The following is a 20,964-nucleotide window of genomic DNA, read 5'->3' as shown; positions in this document are numbered from 1 at the left end:
TTATTGTAAAAAAATTTACTTCGCTTTCATCATTGCTTTTATCCAAACAGGTATCAGCTTTTTACGCTCCTGCATCAGCTTGTTAAACTGTGTTTCATTCAGTCCACTAATCCCTTGTAACAAGGGTTGCCCGATAAAAGGAAAAACAACCAAACTCAATAAGTTCATCAAAAAATGTAATGGGTTGGGTTCTGTAATTTTTCCTTTTGCAACAGCTTCCTGATGTTGCCTGAAAAATACAGAGTTCATTACTAATTGTTTGATTGGCAATTTTTCTAACAGCCCGCCCGAATTGTTGCGGATTTCGCTCAACATAAAAATCGGGATATTCGGCTCTTTGGTAATAAAGTCTATGTAGTGGGAAGCAACCAACTCAACTTTCTTTTCCAAATTGCTGTTCTCGTTGTTCAGTATCGTTGCCATTGTGTGCATAAAACCTGTTACGATTTCAAGCATTATCATATCAAACAACTTTTCTTTACTTCGGAAATAATAATTGAGCAAAGCAAGGTTAATACCTGCTTCCTCTGCAATGTCTCTTGTCCGTGTAGCTGCATAGCCTTTTTTATAAAACACCACTCTGGCAGCTTCCTTTATCTTTTCTTCCGTTGTGGTGTCTAATGTTTTTACTTCTTTATTTTTCGCCATTTTGCATTAAAATTCGTTTTGGGGACAAATGTAGAAATAAATTTTTATTTAACCAAACATTTTAATCGTTTGATTAAATAAAAGTACAAAAAAGTTCAACCGATTGAAAGAGTAGGTTTTAGTTTATATACTGCTCTACTGCTTTATCCAATTCTTCACTGATTACTTTTGCGTAAATCTGTGTAATATCAATGTCTGAATGGTCTAACAGCTTTAAAACATATTCTATCCACATACCATTATTAAGGGCATTTGTAGCGAATGTATAACGGCTTAAATGGAATGATAACGTAAACGGTAACTCCATATCCTTACGCAATCTAAGCAACTTCTGACCGCATAGAATATTTTTTACATTGATGATATACGCCTGATAATCGGTATCGGCATCAAACCTTTCTACATCTTCCAATATCGGGAAAACAAAATCACTTGGTTGGGATATGCCTGTTTTGTATTGGCTCAGAATATCTATTGCTGTCTGCCCGTTTTTAAAATTGTGGGGTCTTCCTGTTTTGCGAATGGTCTTTATAATGCGTTGTTCTTTCTCATTATTAGTTTTTCCATTTCAAGCTCACAACATCACTAAAACGCAAGCCACCTGCATACACTGAAAAAATAAACATATCCCTAAATACTTCGTCCTTTCCTGTGTATTTGATTTTAAAATTGCATGGCTTTTCTACTTACTCTTTGTTCAGAAATAAACGTTTGTCTTTATCCCTTTTTACTCTCACTTTTGAGAATGGGTAAATATACTCGCCTATAATTGCATCACGAAACATTACGGACAAAATCAGCAAAGAATAATGTACGGTAGTTGCTCCGTTCTTCAAATTGTTGGACATATGATTGATGTAATCTTTCAGCATCGTAACGGTAATATCATCAAAATATACTTCCCTGTGCCCGATAAATTTTTCAAACTTCTGAACGTACTGTTTGTAGCTCCTGTAAGTGGCGACCGATACTGTTCCTTTGATACGCTCGCAACGGTTGTAAGCATATTCAAAGAAGTTTGCCATATTCTTACCTTTTATTGCTTATTTGAGTTTTCGGGCTGATACGGATTTTCTTTTGTGTTCGTGGTCTGCAACTGCCCCCTCTGCATCGGCAATTTTTTGAGCAAGAAAGGCGTTCATTCTCGCACTATTGGCGTGATTCTTCTTTATTTTCTGCTTATCATCGTCCCATTCATAGCGTTTCAACTTTACTCCTATTGCTACAAATTTGGCTTTTCTATCCTTATGTATAAAGGGCTATGACCTGTTTTGTCTTCCTGATTTATCCGAAGTACTAATTTTATTGAAGCCATAAAATAAAGTATTATATTTGTTGCACTAAAAAAACAATCGAGTGTAAACCAATGAAACCCTTTATAAATCAGCTATTTCAAAGCGGTGCAACCTGGTACAAAGATACAACATTTGGTACAACAAACCTAACTTTTCATTGCTTTTTTCTGCATTGTTTTGTTCTCACATAGCTTGTAACTTATTGATAATTATGCATTTGAATACAAAATACAACATACGATTTAATACTTTTAATAACAAGGTATTGGCAGAGTGTTTGGTCAGTAATGGATTAGGAAATGTTGTTTATGAATGTATACAACGGATCGTTCCCATACCAAAATCAAGTAGTCAATATACCGCAGAAACGAGAAATTCGGTACAAACCCATTTACAAAGTTTAAAGGTTGAATCAATGATGATTGCAGAACCTACTCTTATCATCATTGACGATGTATTGACCTTGGGACGTACGACAATGGCTTGTGCTATCACTCAAAGAAATCTACCCAAATAAAGAAATTAAAATATTTTGTCCTTTTAGAACAAGAAGTTTTGAAGACAAAAATATTTTAGTCGACGTTCGTTGTGGTTCTACCATAACTTTATCTTCAAACGACAGGGTGATTCTACCTGATTAAGTAACCTATAAACAACAGAATTCATCTCACACAAACTCCTCAATATCAAAATCACTTTCTTTTTGGAGAGTTTGTGGTAAAAATTCGTCTAAAAGTCGGGCTGCTTTTAATGAGGCCTCAGGTAGCGCTTTTTCGATTGCTTCCAATAGATTGGTACCCACAACTTTTTGTGCTAGTTCTCTGTTTTCAGTGGTGGAAGATGCATTTTGGCTTAGAAAATCAGCTACTTTTTTCAAATCCTCAAAAGAAAGTCCTGTGGCAAAATCATTGTCTTGCTCAGGAGTTCGCATCGCTCGTTGTCCACGATGTCTTTTTCCGCCCATTCGGTATCTTTTACCAATCCCACAAGGTTGTCTACATAGGTAGCGTGATGCTTTCCGTAGTGATAATCAAAAGTTTCCTCTGTAATAATCTAATTTAAAGCATTTTTGTCACACGGAAGCTCTGGAAGTGTGTGATTAATTTTCATTTTACTTACAATTAAATTAGTTAGTTTATTGGTTTTTAGTTATTTAATATTATTATCTTTTTATTGGGTTTAGATTAGCAAAAATAATAATTTGGACTTGTCTAAAAAAATAAATCAATAATTTTTTTGTTTATTTTTATAATGTACTTTTTAATAAATTGTAAATCAAATGTATAAAATGAAGTTTGATGTTTTACACGTTATTTATTTTTTGTTTTTTCAGTGATATGCTGTTCTATTTTTTGCGAAAGAGTCATAATTTCTTTACAGATAGCCACCATTTGAGCAGTTTGTTTTTCAAGTTTGAATAGATATGTGGCAACTTTCTTTTTCAGAAAAATTGCGATACAAAATCTTTACAATCAGATTGTAATTCACTCCCACTACCCGAAATTACCCATAGAGTTCGGTGAGTTTGATATAAAAATCCTTTACCGATTTATCGATTTTTACACTTTTGATTTCTTTGGAAAATAATACCGAAGTAATAAAATAGATTTTGATTTTCATTCCCGATGGTTCAAATAGAGATTCTCATTGATGGACAAGATTATACATCAATATGCCTTACCTCTTACAATCTTAAATTTGGATGCAATTAGACAATAAATTTCCTTACTAGCCAACAGTAAATATTATCAACTTAATATTTTCTTTATAACTGGTTCTCTAACTTCAATTTTTTTCATATATTTGCGACATTGTTGTATTTTTAAATCTTAAAGTACACTGAAAATAAGATTAAGCTCTCAAAATGCAGACGCACAATCGCTTTCTTATAACAGGTCTATTTTATTCAGTTACATACACAAAAAAATACATAACTGGTTCTCTATGAGTTTTAGAAAAGTACTAACTGAAAAATAAATCTCTATAAATAAAACTGCCTTTTAAAATGATAAAGTACCATTCTCAGTTTCTCTTAGACAAAGAAAAAGATAAACCAGATGCTCGTCTTCGTTATCGAATAAAGTGGAGCGGAAATATTGTTGCCTTTAACCTTGGATTTCGTATAGAGATTGAAAAATGGAGTATAGAAACACAGCGATGCAAAGCAAACACAACTCACGGAAAGAAAAAAACTCCTGCAAGTATCATTAACAGAAATATTCAGAAATTTGAACAAGCCTGTGAAGAAACTTTCAAATTTTTTGAAGTTCAAAAACAAATACCAACAAGAGAAGAATTTCAGTATTCCTTTAATAAACAAATAGATAGAGTTGAGAAAATAGTACTCGAAAAAAGCTTTTTTGAATACTATAATGATTTTATTAAAGAAGAGGCTTCTGTTAATCAGTGGACAATAGGCACAAAACAAAAACTTAATACTGTTAAAAATCATCTCCAGAACTTTGATTCAGAACTTTCTTTTGAAAGCTTCACAGAAGAGAAATTTGTTGAATATGTAAGTTATCTACAAAAAGAGTTGAAATTTAAAAACACCACAGTTATGAAGAATATCTCCTTCGTAAAATGGTTTTTAAAATGGAGTGTCAGAAAAAATTATAATAAACATACTTTTTTTGAAAATTTCAGACCCAAATTCAAAAACACTCAAAAAAAAGTAATATTCTTACGCCCTCCGAGTTTAAGCAGTTTAGAGAATACAACATACCTCCAGCTAAAAAGTATCTTGAACGGGTAAGAGATGTTTTCTTATTTCAATGCTTTACGGGACTACGATTTTCCGATGTTGAAAACCTTAAAAAAAGTGATATAAAAGACAATTTTATAGAAATCACTACGTTAAAAACAAATGATAGTCTTAAGATAGAACTTAACGAACATAGTAAAAAAATTTTAAAAAAATATGAGAACTATATTGGCTTAAAAAACAAAGCCTTACCAGTAGTTAGCAATCAGCGTATGAACGATTATTTAAAAGAACTAGGAGAATTAGCAGGAATTAATGAACCTATCAGAGAGACCTACTACATAGGAAACGAACGGTTTGATGAAGTAACACCAAAATATGCACTTTTAGGAACTCACACAGGAAGAAGAACTTTTATTTGTAACGCTCTTTCTTTAGGTATTCCTCCACAAGTGGTTATGAAATGGACTGGACATAGTGATTACAAAGCGATGAAACCCTACATAGATATTGCCGATGAAACCAAAGCAAACGCTATGGAAAAATTCAATCTTTTGTAATCTAAAATTAGTCCCTACTAATAAAATCAGGGACTAAATCAAGTAAACTTTACTACACTTCGTTAGACTTTATTAAACTTTAAATTTATTCAAAATGCTCAATATTAATATTTTTAAACTTTATTGGACTTTGTTGGACTATAAGTTACACTCCCATCTTCTCCACAAAAGGGATTTTTTGGAATACGTATTCGGTTTCAGCTGGATACGTATTTATGTTAAAAACATATTTCTTTCTAACGATTAAACTACCTTAAAATGAAGCGTATTTTCACCTGTTTTCTATTTTTATTAAGTGGATTCTTACTTGCTCAAGACACACAAAAGCCCAACATTATTTTTATTTTGGCAGATGATATGGGTTATGGCGATACTGAGCCTTATGGGCAAAAAATAATTAAAACTCCCAATATCAGTAAGCTTGCTAATGAGGGTATGACTTTTACCGATTTTTATGCCGGAAGCACAGTTTGTGCTCCATCAAGAGCTTCTCTTTTAACAGGGCAACATACTGGACAAACAAAAGTTAGAGGAAATGGTGAATTTCCGTTGGAAAAGAACAAAAAGATTTTTCCTGAACTCCTAAAAGAAGCTGGCTATCAAAACGCCATTTTTGGGAAATGGGGAATGGGCTTAGAAAAAGGAAAAACAACACCTGAAAAGCGTGGTTTTGACGCATTTGCAGGTTTTTTACACCATATGTCAGCACACTTTCAAACACCTGATTCACTTGATTTCATTGAAAATGGTAAAATCGTTCAAAAACCCATAACAAAAGGAACCTATGTTAATGATATTTTTGTAGATAAAACTCTGAATTTCATCAAAGATAATGCGAATAGAAATCCGTTTTTCATTTATCTGTCGTTAACCGTTCCACACGCTGAATTATCTGTACCTGAACGTTATATGGTAAAGCAATTAGATGAAAACCAAAATAGCATTCACCCAAATGAAAAAGATTTTAAAGGAGGTTATTACGGGGCTCAAAAGTTTCCAAAAGCGGCATACGCGGCAATGGTAAACGGAATTGATGATTATGTGGGACAAATCTCTTCCTTAGTAGAAAAATTAGGTATCGAAAAAAATACAATAATCATTTTTGCCAGTGATAATGGCACTCACATTGAAGGAGGACGAACGATGGATGATGTTGTTTATTTCCAAAGCAGTGGGATTTACAGAGGTGTAAAACGTGATTTGTACGAAGGAGGAATACGTGAACCTTTCATCGTACAATGGAAAGGAACGGTACCAGCCAATACTAAAAGTAATTTTCAAGGTGGTTTTTGGGATATTTATCCTACTTTTGCTGAGGTTGCAGGAATTGATATTCCAAAAAATGACCCTATCAACGGAATTTCATTCGTAAATACATTAAAGGGAAATAAAAAACAGAAAAAACATAAGTTTTTGTACTGGGAATTTTATGAGTTTGGCGGGAAACAAGCTCTTCGATATAAGAACTGGAAAGCTGTTAAAGTAAATGTTGACAAAGATAAAAATGCACCCATTGAACTTTATGATTTAAGTAAAGACCCTTCTGAGAAAAACAACATAGCTAACAAATTTCCTAAAATAGTGAAACGAGTAGAGAAATTTATGAAACAAGCTCGTAGCCAATCTGATATTTTTAAATATTCTTGGGAAAAAGAATAATTTTCTCAATTTTATAAACATTTTATTTCACTAAAAAACTAAACACACTATGAAAATAAGTTGGGGAACGGGAATTGTGATTGCTTTTGTGGCTTTCATTGCATTTATAATGTACTTTGTTGTTAATATGACAATTAACAAGAAATATGATCACGATTTTGTCACTGATGATTACTACAAAAAAGAATTCTCGTATCAAAATATGATGGTTAAAGCACAAAAAACAGAAAAAGAACAAATGACGGTTCAGATACAATCATCTTTAGAGGGAGTTACATTAATTTTCCCAAGTAAGATAACTGATGAAAATGTTGTAGGAAGTGTTTCTTTTTATCGCCCTTCCGACCGAAAAAGAGACTTCAAAATTCCTTTACAATTGAAAAATAAAAAAATGTTAGTTCCAATAAATGTTTTATCTGAAGGACGTTGGAACGTAGAAGTGAATTATACTTTTAACAACAACGATTATATTTCTATCAAAAATATTACCATAAAATAATGTTTTACACTGCCTTCATATTAGGGCTGTTAGGAAGCTTTCATTGCGTAGGAATGTGTGGTCCTCTGACTTTAATACTTCCGCTTGAACATCGAAAACCTATCAAAAAAGCCTTTCAAATTACTTCTTATCACGTAGGGAAAGCTATGGCTTATGTGTCTTTAGGCTTAGTGTTCGGACTACTTGGGAAAGGGCTTTTCATCAGAGAATATCAGCAAATCTTTTCAATAATTGTAGGTTCATTAATGATTTTAGTCGTACTACTTTCTTTTATAAATGTAAAAATGAACCTTTTAACCAAACCAATTTATTTTTTGATAGGAAAAGTAAAATACGCTCTTTCACAACAACTTAAACGTAAGAATTCTTTATCAATTTTTTTTATTGGTTTTTTTAACGGATTTCTCCCCTGCGGATTGGTATATATGGCTTTGTTCGGAGCTTTAGCTCAGACCGAATTGAGCCATTCAGCGATTTATATGTTTGCTTTTGCGTTAGGAACTGTTCCATTGATGACTGCTACCATTTATTTGGGAAATTTTTTAAGCCAAAAAACAAAAAAATATATCCAAAAAGCAATCCCTTTTGTCATCATTATCATTGGTGGATTATTTATACTTCGCGGACTTGCTTTAGGAATTCCGTACATTTCTCCATCAAATATGAATTTGATAATTAAAGCAGATGCAGATTGCATTGTACCCACTCCTAAATAAAATTCTGAGAACTTTTTTCCCTTCTCTGAAGATAAATTTGTTTCCATATTTTTCTCTCATTTTTTAAAATAATTATATTTTTGTAAAAATCAATCTGCTTCCTTCTTTTGAAACTTTTATTTCTGACAAACAAATTAGTAGCCTTTACGAATGAATTATTTAAAAAATGTAGTCGTTGATGTGTTGGAGAATTTTTCCGACGAAATTGAAAATCTAATTTTTGTAACCTCAGGAAAACGCCCTGCCCTTTTCCTGAAGAAGTATTTTGCAGAACTCAATCGCAAAACAAGCATTGCCCCCGAATTTGTTGGTATTTCTGAGCTTTTTAGCAGAATTTCAGGTGTTGAAAATATTGGAGAATTGCCTCTTTTATTTGAATTTTACGACACTTACAAATCTACTTGCAAAAAAGAACCAGATGATTTTGAAACATTTATTGGCTGGGGGCAAACACTTTTGAAAGATTTTAGTGAAATTGACCAATATTTGGTTCAACCTGAGAAGATTTTTCCTTACATACACGCCCTCAAAGAAGCTGAGCATTGGTCGGGAGCTGATGAATTAACCGAAATGCAGAAAAAGCATCTCGAATTTTGGAATACATTAGGTGATTATTATTTTGCTCTTAACGAGAAACTTACATCATTAAATAAGGGATATTCTGGATTCATTGCCAAAAAAGCAGTTGAAAAGCTGCCTCATTATATTCAAAATAATGGAAACAAAATTCATATTTTCGTGGGATTCAATGCTTTATCAAAAGCAGAGCAAAAGATAATCCATTCTATATTAATGGACTCAAAATCAGAAATTTATTGGGATATTGATGAGTACTTTATAAAAGCGAAAGAACACGATGCAGGTTATTTTATCAGAAAATACATAAAAAACTGGAAATACTACGAAACGAACAAACCCAAATGGCTGGAAAATAATTATTTACAAGAGAAAGAAATTTACATCACAGGAGTTCCAAAAAGCATCAATCAAGCCCACACAGTTGCTGAATTACTCAAAAATACGCCCAATAACGAACTGGAAAAAACAGCTTTAATCATTGCCGATGAAAATTTGTTAATCCCTATGTTACAATCTGTTAAGCCCAATACATCAGCTAACATAACGATGGGATATCCTTTGCAACAAACTCCTCTTAACGACCTTTTTACAAGTTATTTTAGATTACATCTATCAAAAAACTTCTACTATAAAGATATTTTAAACCTCATTTCACAGCCTTTTTTACAAAGTATTTTTACAGAAGAGGCTATAAATGAGATTTCAAACTTCATAAAAGAACGCAACTTAAACTACTTAACTCGAGAAAAAATTCTGGAAGCAACTCCTGACTCTCAAAAAGATTTTATTCAGATTCTATTTCCAGAAAAAGACAAAAATACAATCAATAAACTGATTGACAATGCTTTATTCCTAATTTATTGTATAAAACAGAAAACTGACAACGAAGATGGAAAACATACTCTAACATTGGAGTTCTTATATCGTTTCTACCTGTTATTCAACCAATTAAAACAACTTCAAAATAAATTCGGATACATTGATTCTGTAAAGTCTTTGTACCATTTCTATATAGACGTTTTGCAAAAAAGTTCGCTGAATTTTGTTGGAGAACCACTTGAAGGACTGCAAGTTATGGGAGTTTTGGAAAGCCGAAGTTTGGATTTTGAAAACGTTATTATAACCTCAGTTAATGAAGGCGTTCTTCCTTTAGGAAAAAGTGGTAATTCATTTATTCCGTATGATGTAAAATATTTTTTAGAGCTACCTACTCACAAGGAAAAAGATGCCGTTTATAGCTATAATTTCTATCGTATGTTACAGCGTTCCAGAAAGATACATTTGATTTACGATACAGAAATGAGCGGACTAAAAAGCAAAGAAAAAAGTCGCTTTATTTTGCAGTTATTAGCTGAGAGAATTCCTGCACACCGAATCACGCATCAAGTTAAAGCCCCTGAAGTGTATCCTGCTGCGGTTCCAAAAATTGTTATATCGAAAACGGATGCTATTTTAGAACGTCTCAAAGAACTTTCGAAAAAAGGCATATCTCCTTCTTCTTTAACAAATTACATTTTAAATCCGATTACTTTCTATCAGCAAAATATTCTTCAAATTTACGAAGAAAGAGATGTTGAAGAAACGGTGGAGGCACGTACCTTTGGAGATATTGTTCACGGAACTTTAGAGGATTTATACAAACCATATCTCAAGGAAATTTTAACGGAAAATCATTTCAAAGTAATGCGTCCTAAAATACGTCCGTTAATTGAAAAACATTTTCTGGAAAAATATAAAAATTCAGAATTCAGAAATGGTAAAAACTTATTGATTTTCAATGTTATTTATGAATATATAAATCGATTTCTTGACCTTGAAATTACTGAAATCCGCAAAGGAACTGAAATCATAGTTCAACATTTAGAACAGCGACTAAGAGTTCCTTTTGAAAGTAAAAAGTTACCTTTCCCTGTTTATCTTAAAGGAATTATCGACCGTGTTGATTTGCGAAATGGCGTTTTACACATTATTGATTACAAAACGGGAAAAGTAAACCAAAACGATGTTAGCATTTCCGATTGGGATTCTCTCATTACTGACTTTAAATATAGTAAAGCCTTTCAATTGCTTACGTATGCTTACATATTCAAACAAAATTCTCAAAATCAGGAAAATATCATTGCTGGGAATTTCTCATTCAAAAATCTTAATCAAGGATTAATAAAATTTCATACCAAGCAAGACAAAATAATAGAATATGAAATAACATCACAAATTATTGAAATTTACAAGGAATACACCGAAAAATTATTGTTAGAGATTTTCAATGTGGATATTCCTTTTTCTGAAAAAAGTAGGTAGCCAACTTGTTGTTTTCTTGTTTTCTCATATTTTAGTTTGTACTTTTGTTTTTCTGAAAAATTAAATTTTTGAATGAAATCATTTTTTTTAACTCTTTTTGCAATCATTTGCTGTTCATTTGTTTCCGCACAAACTGATACACTTCATCAGGATTCAAATCTCCAATTTATTGACACAATTCGGCTTCCTGAAGTTGTTGTTTTTGGAAAAGAACGCAAGTTTATTAGTGAAGAAGCTCGTAAACAATATTTGATTTTACGCAACCGAGTTAAGAAAGTGTATCCGTATGCCAAACTTGCTGCTGACCGCTTGGAAATTATGCAACAAACAATGGATACTATGCGTAATAAACGAGTCAAAAAGCTGTATACCAAACGAATGCAGAAATATATTGAAGACCGATTTACAGACGAACTCAAAAAGCTTTCGCGTTCGCAAGGTAGAATTTTGGTAAAACTCATACACAGACAAACGGGAAAAACTGCCTTTCAGTTAGTTAAAGATTTACGTAATGGTTGGAGTGCTTTTATGTATAATAGCACAGCTTGGCTGTACGACATTTCTCTGAAAACGGAATACAATCCCACTGAAAATAATGAGGATTTGTTAATAGAAGAAATCCTACTTCGTGCCTTTGCTAACGATGAACTGGAATACCAAGCACCTGCTTTTGAAATAGATTTCGGTAAAATCCTTGATGAAAGAAGAAAAAACAGAAAATAAAAATTCTTCTGAAACAAAATATTTTAAACTTCCCACAAAAGAGATTCTAAAACCTCTATTTTTATTTAAATTTCTTATTAACAAAGCCTCTCTTTTTATTATATTAGCAATATTCTCTATCTTTGCGAAACTTGCTTAAAACAATCATATAATACTTCAAATGAAAAAATTAATACTTTTCTCTTTTCTACTTTTTTCCTATTTAGGGATTTATTCACAAGTGTATGTTCCATTCCAGATTCGAAAACAAGAGAATTTAAAAGGTGGATTAAAAATGATTGGAAATCAAATCCTTAACAGCAATCCAGCTAACAATGATTATAACAATGATTGGGGCATAAACGATGAACTAATGATGAGGTATGTCGACATTGATAATGACGATAATACTTTTAGTTCGAGTGCCGCTACACTAACTTTTGATAATCCAACGTGTTCCAAAATAAGATATGCTGGTTTGTATTGGGGAGGTACAAACCTACGGAACGACCCTCAACGAGGAAATATCAAAATAAAAATTCCTTCTCGAACTAATTATATTGATATAGAAGCTGATACATTCATTTATGATGGGCATATTTCAAATCCACAATATGGCAGAGAAGCCTACATTTGTTATAAAGATATTACAAAATTGCTCTCTGATACAAATCCAACTGGTGAATATATCATAGCAAATGTAAGAGCAACCCGAACGAGAGATGCTTATGAAGTTAATGGTGGTGTATCGGCTGGTTGGTCGTTAGTTATCATCTATGAAGACCCTGATAAGAGCAGTAAAAATATCAGTACTTTTGATGGTTACGCAAGTATTTCAAAAGAACAAGAAGTTGATTTTTCTTTTTCAGGATTTAAAACTCTACCCGCACCACTGCCCGTAAATGCACGTTTTGGAGTGATGGCTCTTGAAGGAGATAAAGCCATTTCTGGAGATAAACTATCTATTTTGAAACCCGATGGCACGTATGAAGGTCTATTCAATTCTGTAAATCCAATCGACAATTTCTTCAATAGTTCAATAAGTGAAAACGAGAATTTGATAACGAATAGACGTCCCGCATCAACAAATACTTTGGGCTGGGATATTGATTTATTCTCCGTTCCAAACAAAAATAATTCGGTTGTGGAAAACGACCAAGAAACAGCTTCTTTTAAGGCACATTCTACCAAAGACCTATACAACATTTTTTTCAGTGCTTTTGAGGTAGAAGTTATCGAACCGAAAATGAATTTGTTAAAAACCGTCGAAGATGCAGCAGGAAATATTCTGAATAACAAAACTGTTCCTCTTGGGTCGACAATTTACTACGGACTCGAATTTCAAAATGTAGGAAATGATGACGCTATTGATTACCAAATCAAAGACCTTCTCCCAAAAAATGTTACTTTGGACACAAACATTCCCGTTGAAATTCCTACAGGAAGTGGCATTACATATTCTGTCAATGGAGGTGAAATTACCTTCAGAATTCCCAACAACTTAGTGAAAAAAGGTGGAAACAAATACAAAGTACGATTTGCCATAAAGTTAAGTCCTAATTGTTCTGATTTTATTGCTCCTTGTTCTGAAAAAATTCTAAACAAAGCAAAATCCATATACAAAGGAACTCTTAATCAATCTATTATCAATGATAACGGGAGCTTTTCCTCAATCGATAATTGTAATATTGGTGTTTTAGACGACACTATTTTTTACGCTGACTTAAGCCTCTGTACAATTACTGAAAATATTGAGCTACTTTGCGGAGAAAATATAACACTAACAGCTCCTTCTAATTTTGATGAATATGAATGGCAAGATAGTTCTGGAAACATAATTGGTTCAAATAAAGATGTAATTATAAATAAATCAGGAAGATACACTCTTATAAAACGAACCAATAATTGTATTGACAGAAAAGAAATTTATATCATTTCAACAATACAACGTCAGGAAGTAAATCCTCTTATCCCTTACGCAAACGTTACTTTTACTTGTTCAAAAACGCAAAAGACTTTCCCTCAAATATTTTTGTGCGGTTTAAACAACTCCAAATCAATTGATTTGAGTTCTATCGCAAATATCGCTTCAGTTCGTCTGGAAAAATATACTGGAACAAAAAAACTTGCGTTGAACGAAACTTGCCCACCCGATGACAATCAATGGCAAAACATATCAAATTCAAAAATATTTTCATTAACGGAGGAAGGAATTTATAGATTAAGTCTGGCTTTCCAAAATAATTGTGAAGCAACATATTATTTCCGTGTACACACATCACCCATTAATCCTACTATTTCAAAAGAAGATATTTACTGCAAAAATGGGAGAATTTCTGTTGAAAATTCAACTTCAGATTATGAGTACGCCATTGTACAAGAAAACTCAACTACCCAACCAACTTTTCAGGAATCACCTAATTTTCAAGTAAATGAAGCTGGAAATTATTCGATATTAATCCGAAAGAAAATAAGATTGGAGCAAGACTGCGTAATCAAAATTGACAATATTAATATCAAAAAGTTCGAGCAACAACTTCAAATCATTCAAATTCAGAACGAAAATTGCGAAAATCAAAATGATGGAAGTATTCGTTTCAAAATTTTTGATGGAAAAGCTTTCTATAAGGCCACATTAAAAAATAACCAAACCAACAAAATTGAAACATTAAGCAATATTGATGAAAATATTGAGATTTCTTTTACAAATCTTTCCCCAGCTGAATATACTCTAACTATAAATGATTCAGGAACTTGTGAAAATGTGTACAACTTCTCGATAAAAAAAGCTATTTCTTTAAAATTTAACACATCAAATGAGCTTTTATGTATCAATAATGTATCAACATCACAACTCACGATAGCTTTTGAAGATGATAACTTAAATCTTTCACAAGTTCGTTATAGTTTCAATAACGAAACGGCTAAGCTTCCTTTTGATAAAATTCAAGGGAAAATGGCTTTACTTTATCCTAAAAATTTACCTAATGGAAGTAATCGAATTTCAGTTTTTTACGGAGATTGTTCTTTCACACAAACAATTGATTTTCAAAACATAAATCCGATAAAAATTTCGCAAATCAAAAGTAATTCTTTACCTTCTGCCATTAAAATTTCAGTGAGTGGAGGTAGTGGCAACTATTACTTTTACTTCAATGATATCTATCAATCCTCTGACACATATTACCTTCGTTCATTTGATGATGGTTACATAAATAGTGATGGTCAGGAAATTAAAAAAGTTCGAGTACGTGTTGAAGACTCTTTGGGTTGCGTCGTTGAAACGGTTTTGGAAGAAGTTTTTCACGATATAAAAATTCCGAATTACTTCACTCCTGATGGAGATGGCATTAACGATTCTTGGCATATCAAAAATGCACAAGGTTATTCACGTATGATAATTGATATTTACGACCGAACAGGAAGAAAACTTAAAACATTAACCTCCAAAGATTCTTGGGACGGAACACTAAACGGGAAAAACCTGCCAAGTGGTGACTATTGGTATCATCTGCAATTTAATGAGGCTAAGGACAGACGCACATACACAGGGCATTTTACCCTTTACAGATAAAAGTTCAATAAAAAAACGCAAAATGAAATTCATTTTGCGTTTTTTTATTACTGGAATTCAACTTCTTCATCACTTTCAATGCCCAAGGCTTCGTATATATATCGAAATGTGGAAAGTAATTTAGGTTTTCCGTTTACGATAGCCACATCGTGTTCAAAATGAGCTGAAGGTTTCCCATCGGCAGTGAGTATTGTCCAACCATCTTTCAACTGCTTGATTCTGTGGGTTCCCATATTAATCATCGGCTCAATGGCAACTACCATTCCTTCTTTAAATTTCTTTCCACTTCCTTTTTTTCCATAATTAGGCATTTCAGGGTCTTCGTGCATTTTCCTTCCAAGACCGTGTCCTACCAATTCACGAACTACTCCATATCCGTGGCTCTCACAATAATTCTGAATCGCATACCCTACATCTCCCACACGATTTCCTATTTTGAATTCACGAATGCCCAAATAAAGCGATTCCTTTGTTACTTGAAGTAGCTTTTTTATTTCAGAAGACACTTCCCCTACCTCAAAAGTATAGGCGTGGTCACCATAAAATCCGTTTTTCAAAGCCCCACAATCCACGGAAACTATATCCCCTTCTTGCAATGGTATATTATTAGGAATTCCGTGAACTACCTGAGCATTTGGACTCACACACAAGGTATTAGGAAATTTATACAATCCTAAAAAGCCTGGTATAGCATCTTGGCTTCGAATGTATTCCTCTGCAATTTTATCCAACTGCAAAGTAGTTATTCCAGGTTTAATTTCCTTAGCAAGAATACCCAACGTTCGTGAAACAACTTGGGCAGATTCTTTCATTATTTCAATTTCTTCAAGTGTTTTTAGATGTATCATAAATGAAAATCAATATTATTTGAGATATTTACTTGCCTCCTTAATACTTAACGAAGCCATTTTAAATTCATATTTTTGGATAAATTTCTTAACCCATTCAGGATTTGTTTTGCTGTAATCACGTAATGCCCAACCGATAGCTTTATTAATAAAAAATTCATTTTGCGAAAGATTATTTACCAGAATTTTTTCAAGTAAATCCGTGTTTGTCTGCTCTTTACGAAGCAATTGATGGTCAATAGCAATACGGCGTAACCATTTATTAGGACTTAAACTCCATTTTAGCAATGTCTCATTAACCTCTGTAAAACGAAGTGCGATATTTCCAATAATTCTGTCAAGGCAGTCAATGGAATCCCACCACGATTTTTGTTCGGCAAGATTTTTTAATTTGGGAACATCAATTGGAGTTAAAATTCGTTTTTTTAAAACGAGATAATCCAATGCAACATATTGCATTTCACGATAATTACATAACCAACATTGATGGATAAATTCCCAATCAACTGAATTTTCTTTCTTAGCTTCTGCAAAAAAAGACTGTGTTAATTTTTTTCGTAATGGTGATTGAATTCCGAAGAACAAAAAATTATTCTTCATATAAGCACTCATCATCAATGCTTTATGTTCATCTTTGTTCTTTTCTAATATTTTAAAGATAGCATCGAAATTCATTTGGCACATTAAATCACGTAAGGGCAAATTGTTTTGCCCTTACATCATGATTTATTAAAGTTAGGATTTTTTGAACGCTTCTAAAAGCTGATTTGTTGAAGTATCGTGCTTTGAAACTTCAGCAGACTCAATATCTTTTAAAATAGTGTTTGCCAATTGTTTACCAAGTTCTACTCCCCATTGGTCGTAACTAAAAATATTCCAAATTACACCTTCTACAAAAATTTTATGTTCATACATCGCAATTAAAGCTCCTAAACTTTCAGGCGTAAGCTTATCAATCAAAAAAGTAGTTGTTGGTCGATTCCCTTCAAAAACTTTAAACGGAACTAAAGCTTCATTCACATTTTCTCCCATTTCCGCTCGAACTTCAGCTTCTGTTTTCCCTTTCAAAAGTGCCTCTGTTTGAGCAAAAAAGTTAGCCATTAATTTATTATGATGGTCAGTGTTTCCATACAAAGAATGCTTATAACCAATGAAATCCGTTGGAATTAATTTTGTTCCCTGATGAATTAGTTGAAAGAAAGCGTGTTGCGAATTTGTTCCGGGTTCACCCCAAATGATAGTTCCTGTTTGATAACCAACAGGCTTTCCATTACGGTCAATTTGTTTACCATTGCTTTCCATAATACCTTGTTGCAGATATGCAGAAAGACGGTGCAAGTACTGAGTATAAGGTATAATAGCCTGACTTTCTGCTCCGTAGAAATTATTATACCAAACACTTAACAAGGCTATAACAACAGGAATGTTATTTTTAAATTCAGATGTTCGGAAATGCTTATCCATTTGGTTGGCGCCTTTCAAAAGCTTATCAAAATTATCATAACCTACTGATAAAGCGATGGATAAACCAACAGCACTCCATAGTGAGAAACGACCACCAACCCAGTCCCACATTGGGAATACATTTTCTGAGTCAATGCCAAATTCATCAATTTTTTTCAAATTGGTTGAAACCGCCACAAAATGCTTGGCAATGTCCTTCTCAGTAGCTGACTTTAAAAACCAATCCTTGATAGTCAACGCATTAGTGAGTGTTTCCTGTGTAGTAAAAGTTTTAGAAACAATTACAAATAAAGTAGTTTCAGGATTTAAGTGCTTAATTGTTTCCATAACGTGGTCACCATCAACATTACTTACAAAATGAATGTTGAGATGATTTTTATAGAATTTCAAAGCCTCTGTAACCATTGCTGGTCCCAAGTCCGAACCTCCAATTCCTACATTTACCACATCTGTAAAAGGTTTACCTGTGAAACCTTTTCGTTTTCCTGAAATAACTTCTTCCGAAAATAATTTGATTTTCTGTTTAACCTCCTTAATTTCAGGAAGAACATTTTTCCCCTCAACAAAAATTGTACTACTTTCATCGGCACGAAGGGCAGTATGCAACACGGCTCTATTTTCTGTAGCATTGATAAGGTCGCCAGTGAAATATTTTTCAATAGCGTCTTTTAACTGACTTTCCTCCGCCAATTGTAGCAGCAAATTCATTGTTTTCTCATCAATTCTATTTTTAGAATAATCTACAAAAAAATCATTCCATTTGATTGAAAACTTTTCGGCACGTTCAGGGTCTTTTTCAAAAAGTGTTTGTGTATGTACATTCTTTACACTTTCAAAATGCTCTTTTAATTCCGCCCAAACTTTTGTTTCTGTGGGATTTATATTTTTTAACATATATCAATAAATTTTAGTCGTCAGTTTTTAATAACTCAAAATAACAGAAAAACCTTGCTAAAGCATAAAGCCTCAACAAAGTTCATTATTTACAATTCCTTATTTTTCAATATTTTGAATATAATTCAGTTTCTACAACTGCGAAAGTACTTGTTCTTCTACTTTCAGATTTGCTTCATTATCTTGATTTTCTTCCTCTACTGGAACGGCTTTCAGGGCGTCCAGTTGTTGTTTTACCAAAGCAATATCTTGTAAGTATCTTTCCTTTAATTTCTCATCAATTGGAATGGACTCAGGCATTTTCTCTTTTAATGGGTCTACTTGTTTGCCATTCTTCCAGAAACGATAACAAACGTGAGGACCCGTCGCAAGTCCAGTGCTTCCAACTTTGCCAATTATATGTCCTTGTGGAACGTGCTGACCTTTCTTAACCAGAATTTTGGACATATGCAAATATTGTGTCGTATACGTTGCATTATGTTTGATTTTCACATAATTACCATTTCCACCATTGTATCCGGCCTCGATAACTGTTCCTGCAGCTGTAGCACGAATAGGCGTCCCGTGAGGAGCTGCGTAATCCGTTCCAAAATGATTCTTCATACGATGCAACACAGGATGATAACGCATTCCAAAACGAGAAGTTATTCGGAATATTTCCAAAGGAGCTTTCAAGAACATTCGCTTCATTGTATTTCCTTTTTCATCATAGAACCCCTTCTTACCTGATATAGAATCCGTTACATAGTTAAAAGCATAATATGGTTTTCCTTTATGTTCAAAATAGGCTGCCTTCACATTAGCAACTCCTGCATATATGGTGTCATCTACATAGCGTTCTTCGTATATAATTTTAAAATTATCGCCTTCTTGCAGATGAAAGAAATCAATTGTGTAATCGAAAATCTGAGAAAGATTAAATGCCACATTGTAGCTCATCCCTACATCTAATGCCGACTCAATCAAGCTATTTTTAATAAAACCCGCTTTCTCTCGTTCAACGATACTAATTTTTCGTTGTTCACTATAAGCATAAATGGAGTCGGACATCTTTACAACGACATACTCTGTTAATGAAGGCTGATACACAAAACTATGGGGTTTTGATGGATCTTTCTTATCGAAAAGTAAGGCGTATGTTTTACCAGCTCTGAGTGCTCTGGAATCAAGAACCTCTTTCATTTTGGTTGATATTTCGTGTATCTTGGAAGCTCCTACATTATTCGAAGCTAATATTTTACCAAAAGTATCTCCTGACTTTACTGTGTCCTTAACTATATTGTATTCATCTAAATTAAAGCCAAACTCAAAAACAGGCTCTTTTTGAGGCTCTTCAACAATAACCTCTTTTTTTTTCTCTTCTTTTTTCTCTCCCTTTAGCTTTGTTGTTAATCCATCACAACTCCAAAGAATGGGTGATGCTAAAAGTAAAAAAATACCTTTTTTAAAATCTTCTCTCAATAACATTTTTTTCAATATTTTAATTCTGTAAGTAATCTATACTTTTCTATAAAATCACTTACCACTATGATTCAATTCTAAAACTTGTCAAAAGTCGGAATAAAAAATGATAAAATCAAGTGTTTTAATACATTTATGTATTTTTACACTTGATTTTAAACCACTTAACTAAATTATTTTTTAAGTTCTGTTGGATACTTCAAACCATTGAATGCATCTAAATCGGCGACTAATGAACCCACCCGAAGACTTGCTTTTACCCTTACAGGAATTTTATTTTGATCGTCTGTTATCCAAAGAGTTAGACTTTCTTGCTCTTTAAAAACACGTCCATCTTGTACCAAAGGTCTAAAAATCATCGTGTTAACAGAACCAAATTTAGTTTTTATTTTTTCTTTTCCTAAATATCTCAATTTAAACTTAAATATTTCGTCATCATCAAAAATCATATCCATTTCTACTTCTTGCCCTTCTTTAATGCTGTCTATTTCAGGATGTTGACGAAGAGAATAAAACCCAGAAATCACATCTTGAATTCCGATAGGTACAGTAATTTCTACAGAGCCACCTGTTTCAATATTATCAATCTTCGCTCTTTGAGTAACGTGATTGAAGTACATTTTCAAATGTTTGGTATAACCTCCCTCATAAATATCTCTCACAAAATAGCGGGGAGTACCATCTTCCACCCCAAAATAACTTTCATAAGTATCATCTACTCTAAAAAATACTCTGGCCAATCCTGTTGTAGAACCTTTTCCCACCGCGTGAAACACTTTTTCTCCTTCATAATTTACTTCTTTCAAGTGTAAAGTGGCTTCACTAGTGTTAAATATTCCATATTTCACTTTGAATTTCAGCCATTCACCTCCTTTAAAAGGTAATTCTTGTCCCTGAATTTTTGCAAAAGCTAAAAGAAAGAAAAAAATCATTATTCGCTTCATATACTTTTCAATTTATTACTTATCAGATTAATAAAATTTATTCTTGCTAACACCGTACAAGCATTATGCCAATTTTAAATAAAAATAAAAAAAGCCCGATAAAACTATCGGACTTT

At 33.0% G+C, this 20,964-nt stretch carries 19 protein-coding genes and 2 pseudogenes; 9 read left to right on the top strand and 12 right to left on the bottom strand.

What is annotated here, in order from left to right:
- Positions 1 to 15: 15 nt before the first annotated feature.
- The 4 genes from YW9_RS0111055 to YW9_RS13740 all read right to left on the bottom strand — a co-directional run bounded on the left by YW9_RS0111055 (position 16) and on the right by YW9_RS13740 (position 1,856).
- Positions 16 to 648 (bottom strand): TetR/AcrR family transcriptional regulator, encoded by a 633-nt coding sequence (locus tag YW9_RS0111055; protein ID WP_018280235.1) that lies wholly within the window; start codon positions 646 to 648, stop codon positions 16 to 18.
- A 118-nt stretch (positions 649 to 766) separates the two neighbouring features.
- Positions 767 to 1,171, bottom strand: a complete 405-nt coding sequence (locus YW9_RS13750; RefSeq protein WP_394356348.1) for a tyrosine-type recombinase/integrase — start codon at positions 1,169 to 1,171, stop codon at positions 767 to 769.
- 163 nt (positions 1,172 to 1,334) lie between these two features.
- A complete protein-coding gene (locus YW9_RS13745) occupies positions 1,335 to 1,673 on the bottom strand; it encodes a phage integrase SAM-like domain-containing protein (RefSeq protein ID WP_026193998.1) in 339 nt (112 codons plus the stop codon).
- A gap of 18 nt (positions 1,674 to 1,691) precedes the next feature.
- A complete protein-coding gene (locus YW9_RS13740) occupies positions 1,692 to 1,856 on the bottom strand; it encodes an Arm DNA-binding domain-containing protein (protein WP_231555514.1) in 165 nt (54 codons plus the stop codon).
- A 298-nt stretch (positions 1,857 to 2,154) separates the two neighbouring features.
- Between YW9_RS13740 and YW9_RS0111035 the strand changes: the two genes are divergently transcribed.
- Positions 2,155 to 2,460 (top strand): hypothetical protein, encoded by a 306-nt coding sequence (locus YW9_RS0111035; RefSeq protein ID WP_018280234.1) that lies wholly within the window; start codon positions 2,155 to 2,157, stop codon positions 2,458 to 2,460.
- A gap of 150 nt (positions 2,461 to 2,610) precedes the next feature.
- On the opposite strand, the gene YW9_RS12850 is transcribed toward YW9_RS0111035, so the two are convergent.
- From YW9_RS12850 to YW9_RS13850, 3 genes and pseudogenes are all read right to left on the bottom strand, one after another.
- A complete protein-coding gene (locus YW9_RS12850; protein ID WP_018280233.1) occupies positions 2,611 to 2,907 on the bottom strand; it encodes a hypothetical protein in 297 nt (98 codons plus the stop codon).
- A gap of 29 nt (positions 2,908 to 2,936) precedes the next feature.
- Positions 2,937 to 2,993, bottom strand: a pseudogene (locus tag YW9_RS13900) (hypothetical protein); the annotation flags it as partial.
- Between the two features lie 260 nt (positions 2,994 to 3,253).
- Positions 3,254 to 3,584, bottom strand: a pseudogene (locus tag YW9_RS13850) (plasmid mobilization protein); the annotation flags it as partial.
- Positions 3,585 to 3,948: 364 nt separating this feature from the next.
- Here YW9_RS13850 and YW9_RS13915 point away from each other — a divergent pair.
- The 8 genes from YW9_RS13915 (at position 3,949) to YW9_RS0110985 (ending at position 15,237) form a co-directional block, all read left to right on the top strand.
- The gene (locus YW9_RS13915) at positions 3,949 to 4,698 is read left to right on the top strand and encodes a phage integrase SAM-like domain-containing protein (protein ID WP_231555494.1); all 750 of its coding nucleotides are present in this window, start codon (positions 3,949 to 3,951) and stop codon (positions 4,696 to 4,698) included.
- Positions 4,596 to 5,207: a site-specific integrase gene (locus tag YW9_RS13910; protein WP_316929445.1), complete on the top strand. Its 612-nt coding sequence runs from the start codon at positions 4,596 to 4,598 to the stop codon at positions 5,205 to 5,207. Before YW9_RS13915 ends, YW9_RS13910 begins: the two co-directional genes overlap by 103 nt.
- Before the next feature lie 258 nt (positions 5,208 to 5,465).
- Positions 5,466 to 6,866, top strand: a complete 1,401-nt coding sequence (locus tag YW9_RS0111015; RefSeq protein WP_018280230.1) for an arylsulfatase — start codon at positions 5,466 to 5,468, stop codon at positions 6,864 to 6,866.
- Positions 6,867 to 6,915: 49 nt separating this feature from the next.
- On the top strand, positions 6,916 to 7,365 hold the full coding sequence (locus YW9_RS0111010; protein WP_018280229.1) for a FixH family protein: 450 nt from the start codon (positions 6,916 to 6,918) through the stop codon (positions 7,363 to 7,365).
- Entirely contained in the window at positions 7,365 to 8,081 is a 717-nt protein-coding gene (locus YW9_RS0111005) for a sulfite exporter TauE/SafE family protein (RefSeq protein ID WP_018280228.1), read from the top strand. The genes YW9_RS0111010 and YW9_RS0111005 overlap by 1 nt, the downstream gene beginning before the upstream one ends.
- Before the next feature lie 150 nt (positions 8,082 to 8,231).
- The gene (locus YW9_RS0111000) at positions 8,232 to 10,961 is read left to right on the top strand and encodes a PD-(D/E)XK nuclease family protein (RefSeq protein WP_018280227.1); all 2,730 of its coding nucleotides are present in this window, start codon (positions 8,232 to 8,234) and stop codon (positions 10,959 to 10,961) included.
- Between the two features lie 72 nt (positions 10,962 to 11,033).
- Positions 11,034 to 11,684, top strand: coding sequence for a DUF4294 domain-containing protein (locus YW9_RS0110995; RefSeq protein ID WP_018280226.1), 651 nt, complete (start codon positions 11,034 to 11,036; stop codon positions 11,682 to 11,684).
- 160 nt (positions 11,685 to 11,844) lie between these two features.
- Complete coding sequence (locus YW9_RS0110985) at positions 11,845 to 15,237, top strand: T9SS type B sorting domain-containing protein (RefSeq protein ID WP_018280224.1); 3,393 nt, start codon at positions 11,845 to 11,847, stop codon at positions 15,235 to 15,237.
- A 47-nt stretch (positions 15,238 to 15,284) separates the two neighbouring features.
- Here the strand turns inward: YW9_RS0110985 and map are convergent, their stop codons facing one another.
- The 5 genes from map to YW9_RS0110960 all read right to left on the bottom strand — a co-directional run bounded on the left by map (position 15,285) and on the right by YW9_RS0110960 (position 20,848).
- Complete coding sequence (gene map, locus YW9_RS0110980; protein ID WP_018280223.1) at positions 15,285 to 16,085, bottom strand: type I methionyl aminopeptidase; 801 nt, start codon at positions 16,083 to 16,085, stop codon at positions 15,285 to 15,287.
- Positions 16,086 to 16,100: 15 nt separating this feature from the next.
- A complete protein-coding gene (locus YW9_RS0110975) occupies positions 16,101 to 16,787 on the bottom strand; it encodes a DNA alkylation repair protein (RefSeq protein ID WP_231555636.1) in 687 nt (228 codons plus the stop codon).
- 33 nt (positions 16,788 to 16,820) lie between these two features.
- On the bottom strand, positions 16,821 to 18,443 hold the full coding sequence (pgi, locus tag YW9_RS0110970) for a glucose-6-phosphate isomerase (protein WP_018280221.1): 1,623 nt from the start codon (positions 18,441 to 18,443) through the stop codon (positions 16,821 to 16,823).
- 132 nt (positions 18,444 to 18,575) lie between these two features.
- Positions 18,576 to 19,910, bottom strand: a complete 1,335-nt coding sequence (locus tag YW9_RS0110965) for a M23 family metallopeptidase (protein WP_018280220.1) — start codon at positions 19,908 to 19,910, stop codon at positions 18,576 to 18,578.
- Between the two features lie 167 nt (positions 19,911 to 20,077).
- Positions 20,078 to 20,848, bottom strand: a complete 771-nt coding sequence (locus tag YW9_RS0110960; protein WP_026193997.1) for a DUF3108 domain-containing protein — start codon at positions 20,846 to 20,848, stop codon at positions 20,078 to 20,080.
- Positions 20,849 to 20,964: the final 116 nt, after the last annotated feature.

The organism is Capnocytophaga cynodegmi DSM 19736, from assembly GCF_000379185.1.
GTDB classification, from domain to species: Bacteria; Bacteroidota; Bacteroidia; order Flavobacteriales; family Flavobacteriaceae; genus Capnocytophaga; species Capnocytophaga cynodegmi.
Note: the sequence above shows the minus strand (reverse complement) of the source record. Positions and strands in the feature narration are given on the sequence as shown.

What these genes read in the sequence shown, in the direction of transcription:
- YW9_RS0111005 (WP_018280228.1), top strand. Translation starts at nt 7,365, where the DNA reads ATGTTTTACACTGCCTTCATATTAGGGCTGTTAGGAAGCTTTCATTGC.
- YW9_RS0111035 (WP_018280234.1), top strand. Translation starts at nt 2,155, where the DNA reads ATGCATTTGAATACAAAATACAACATACGATTTAATACTTTTAATAAC.
- YW9_RS0111000 (WP_018280227.1), top strand. Translation starts at nt 8,232, where the DNA reads ATGAATTATTTAAAAAATGTAGTCGTTGATGTGTTGGAGAATTTTTCC.
- pgi (WP_018280221.1), bottom strand. Translation starts at nt 18,443, where the DNA reads ATGTTAAAAAATATAAATCCCACAGAAACAAAAGTTTGGGCGGAATTA.
- map (WP_018280223.1), bottom strand. Translation starts at nt 16,085, where the DNA reads ATGATACATCTAAAAACACTTGAAGAAATTGAAATAATGAAAGAATCT.
- YW9_RS12850 (WP_018280233.1), bottom strand. Translation starts at nt 2,907, where the DNA reads ATGGGCGGAAAAAGACATCGTGGACAACGAGCGATGCGAACTCCTGAG.
- YW9_RS0110995 (WP_018280226.1), top strand. Translation starts at nt 11,034, where the DNA reads ATGAAATCATTTTTTTTAACTCTTTTTGCAATCATTTGCTGTTCATTT.
- YW9_RS13915 (WP_231555494.1), top strand. Translation starts at nt 3,949, where the DNA reads ATGATAAAGTACCATTCTCAGTTTCTCTTAGACAAAGAAAAAGATAAA.
- YW9_RS0110960 (WP_026193997.1), bottom strand. Translation starts at nt 20,848, where the DNA reads ATGAAGCGAATAATGATTTTTTTCTTTCTTTTAGCTTTTGCAAAAATT.
- YW9_RS0110965 (WP_018280220.1), bottom strand. Translation starts at nt 19,910, where the DNA reads ATGTTATTGAGAGAAGATTTTAAAAAAGGTATTTTTTTACTTTTAGCA.
- YW9_RS0111010 (WP_018280229.1), top strand. Translation starts at nt 6,916, where the DNA reads ATGAAAATAAGTTGGGGAACGGGAATTGTGATTGCTTTTGTGGCTTTC.
- YW9_RS0111015 (WP_018280230.1), top strand. Translation starts at nt 5,466, where the DNA reads ATGAAGCGTATTTTCACCTGTTTTCTATTTTTATTAAGTGGATTCTTA.
- YW9_RS0110985 (WP_018280224.1), top strand. Translation starts at nt 11,845, where the DNA reads ATGAAAAAATTAATACTTTTCTCTTTTCTACTTTTTTCCTATTTAGGG.
- YW9_RS13745 (WP_026193998.1), bottom strand. Translation starts at nt 1,673, where the DNA reads ATGGCAAACTTCTTTGAATATGCTTACAACCGTTGCGAGCGTATCAAA.
- YW9_RS0111055 (WP_018280235.1), bottom strand. Translation starts at nt 648, where the DNA reads ATGGCGAAAAATAAAGAAGTAAAAACATTAGACACCACAACGGAAGAA.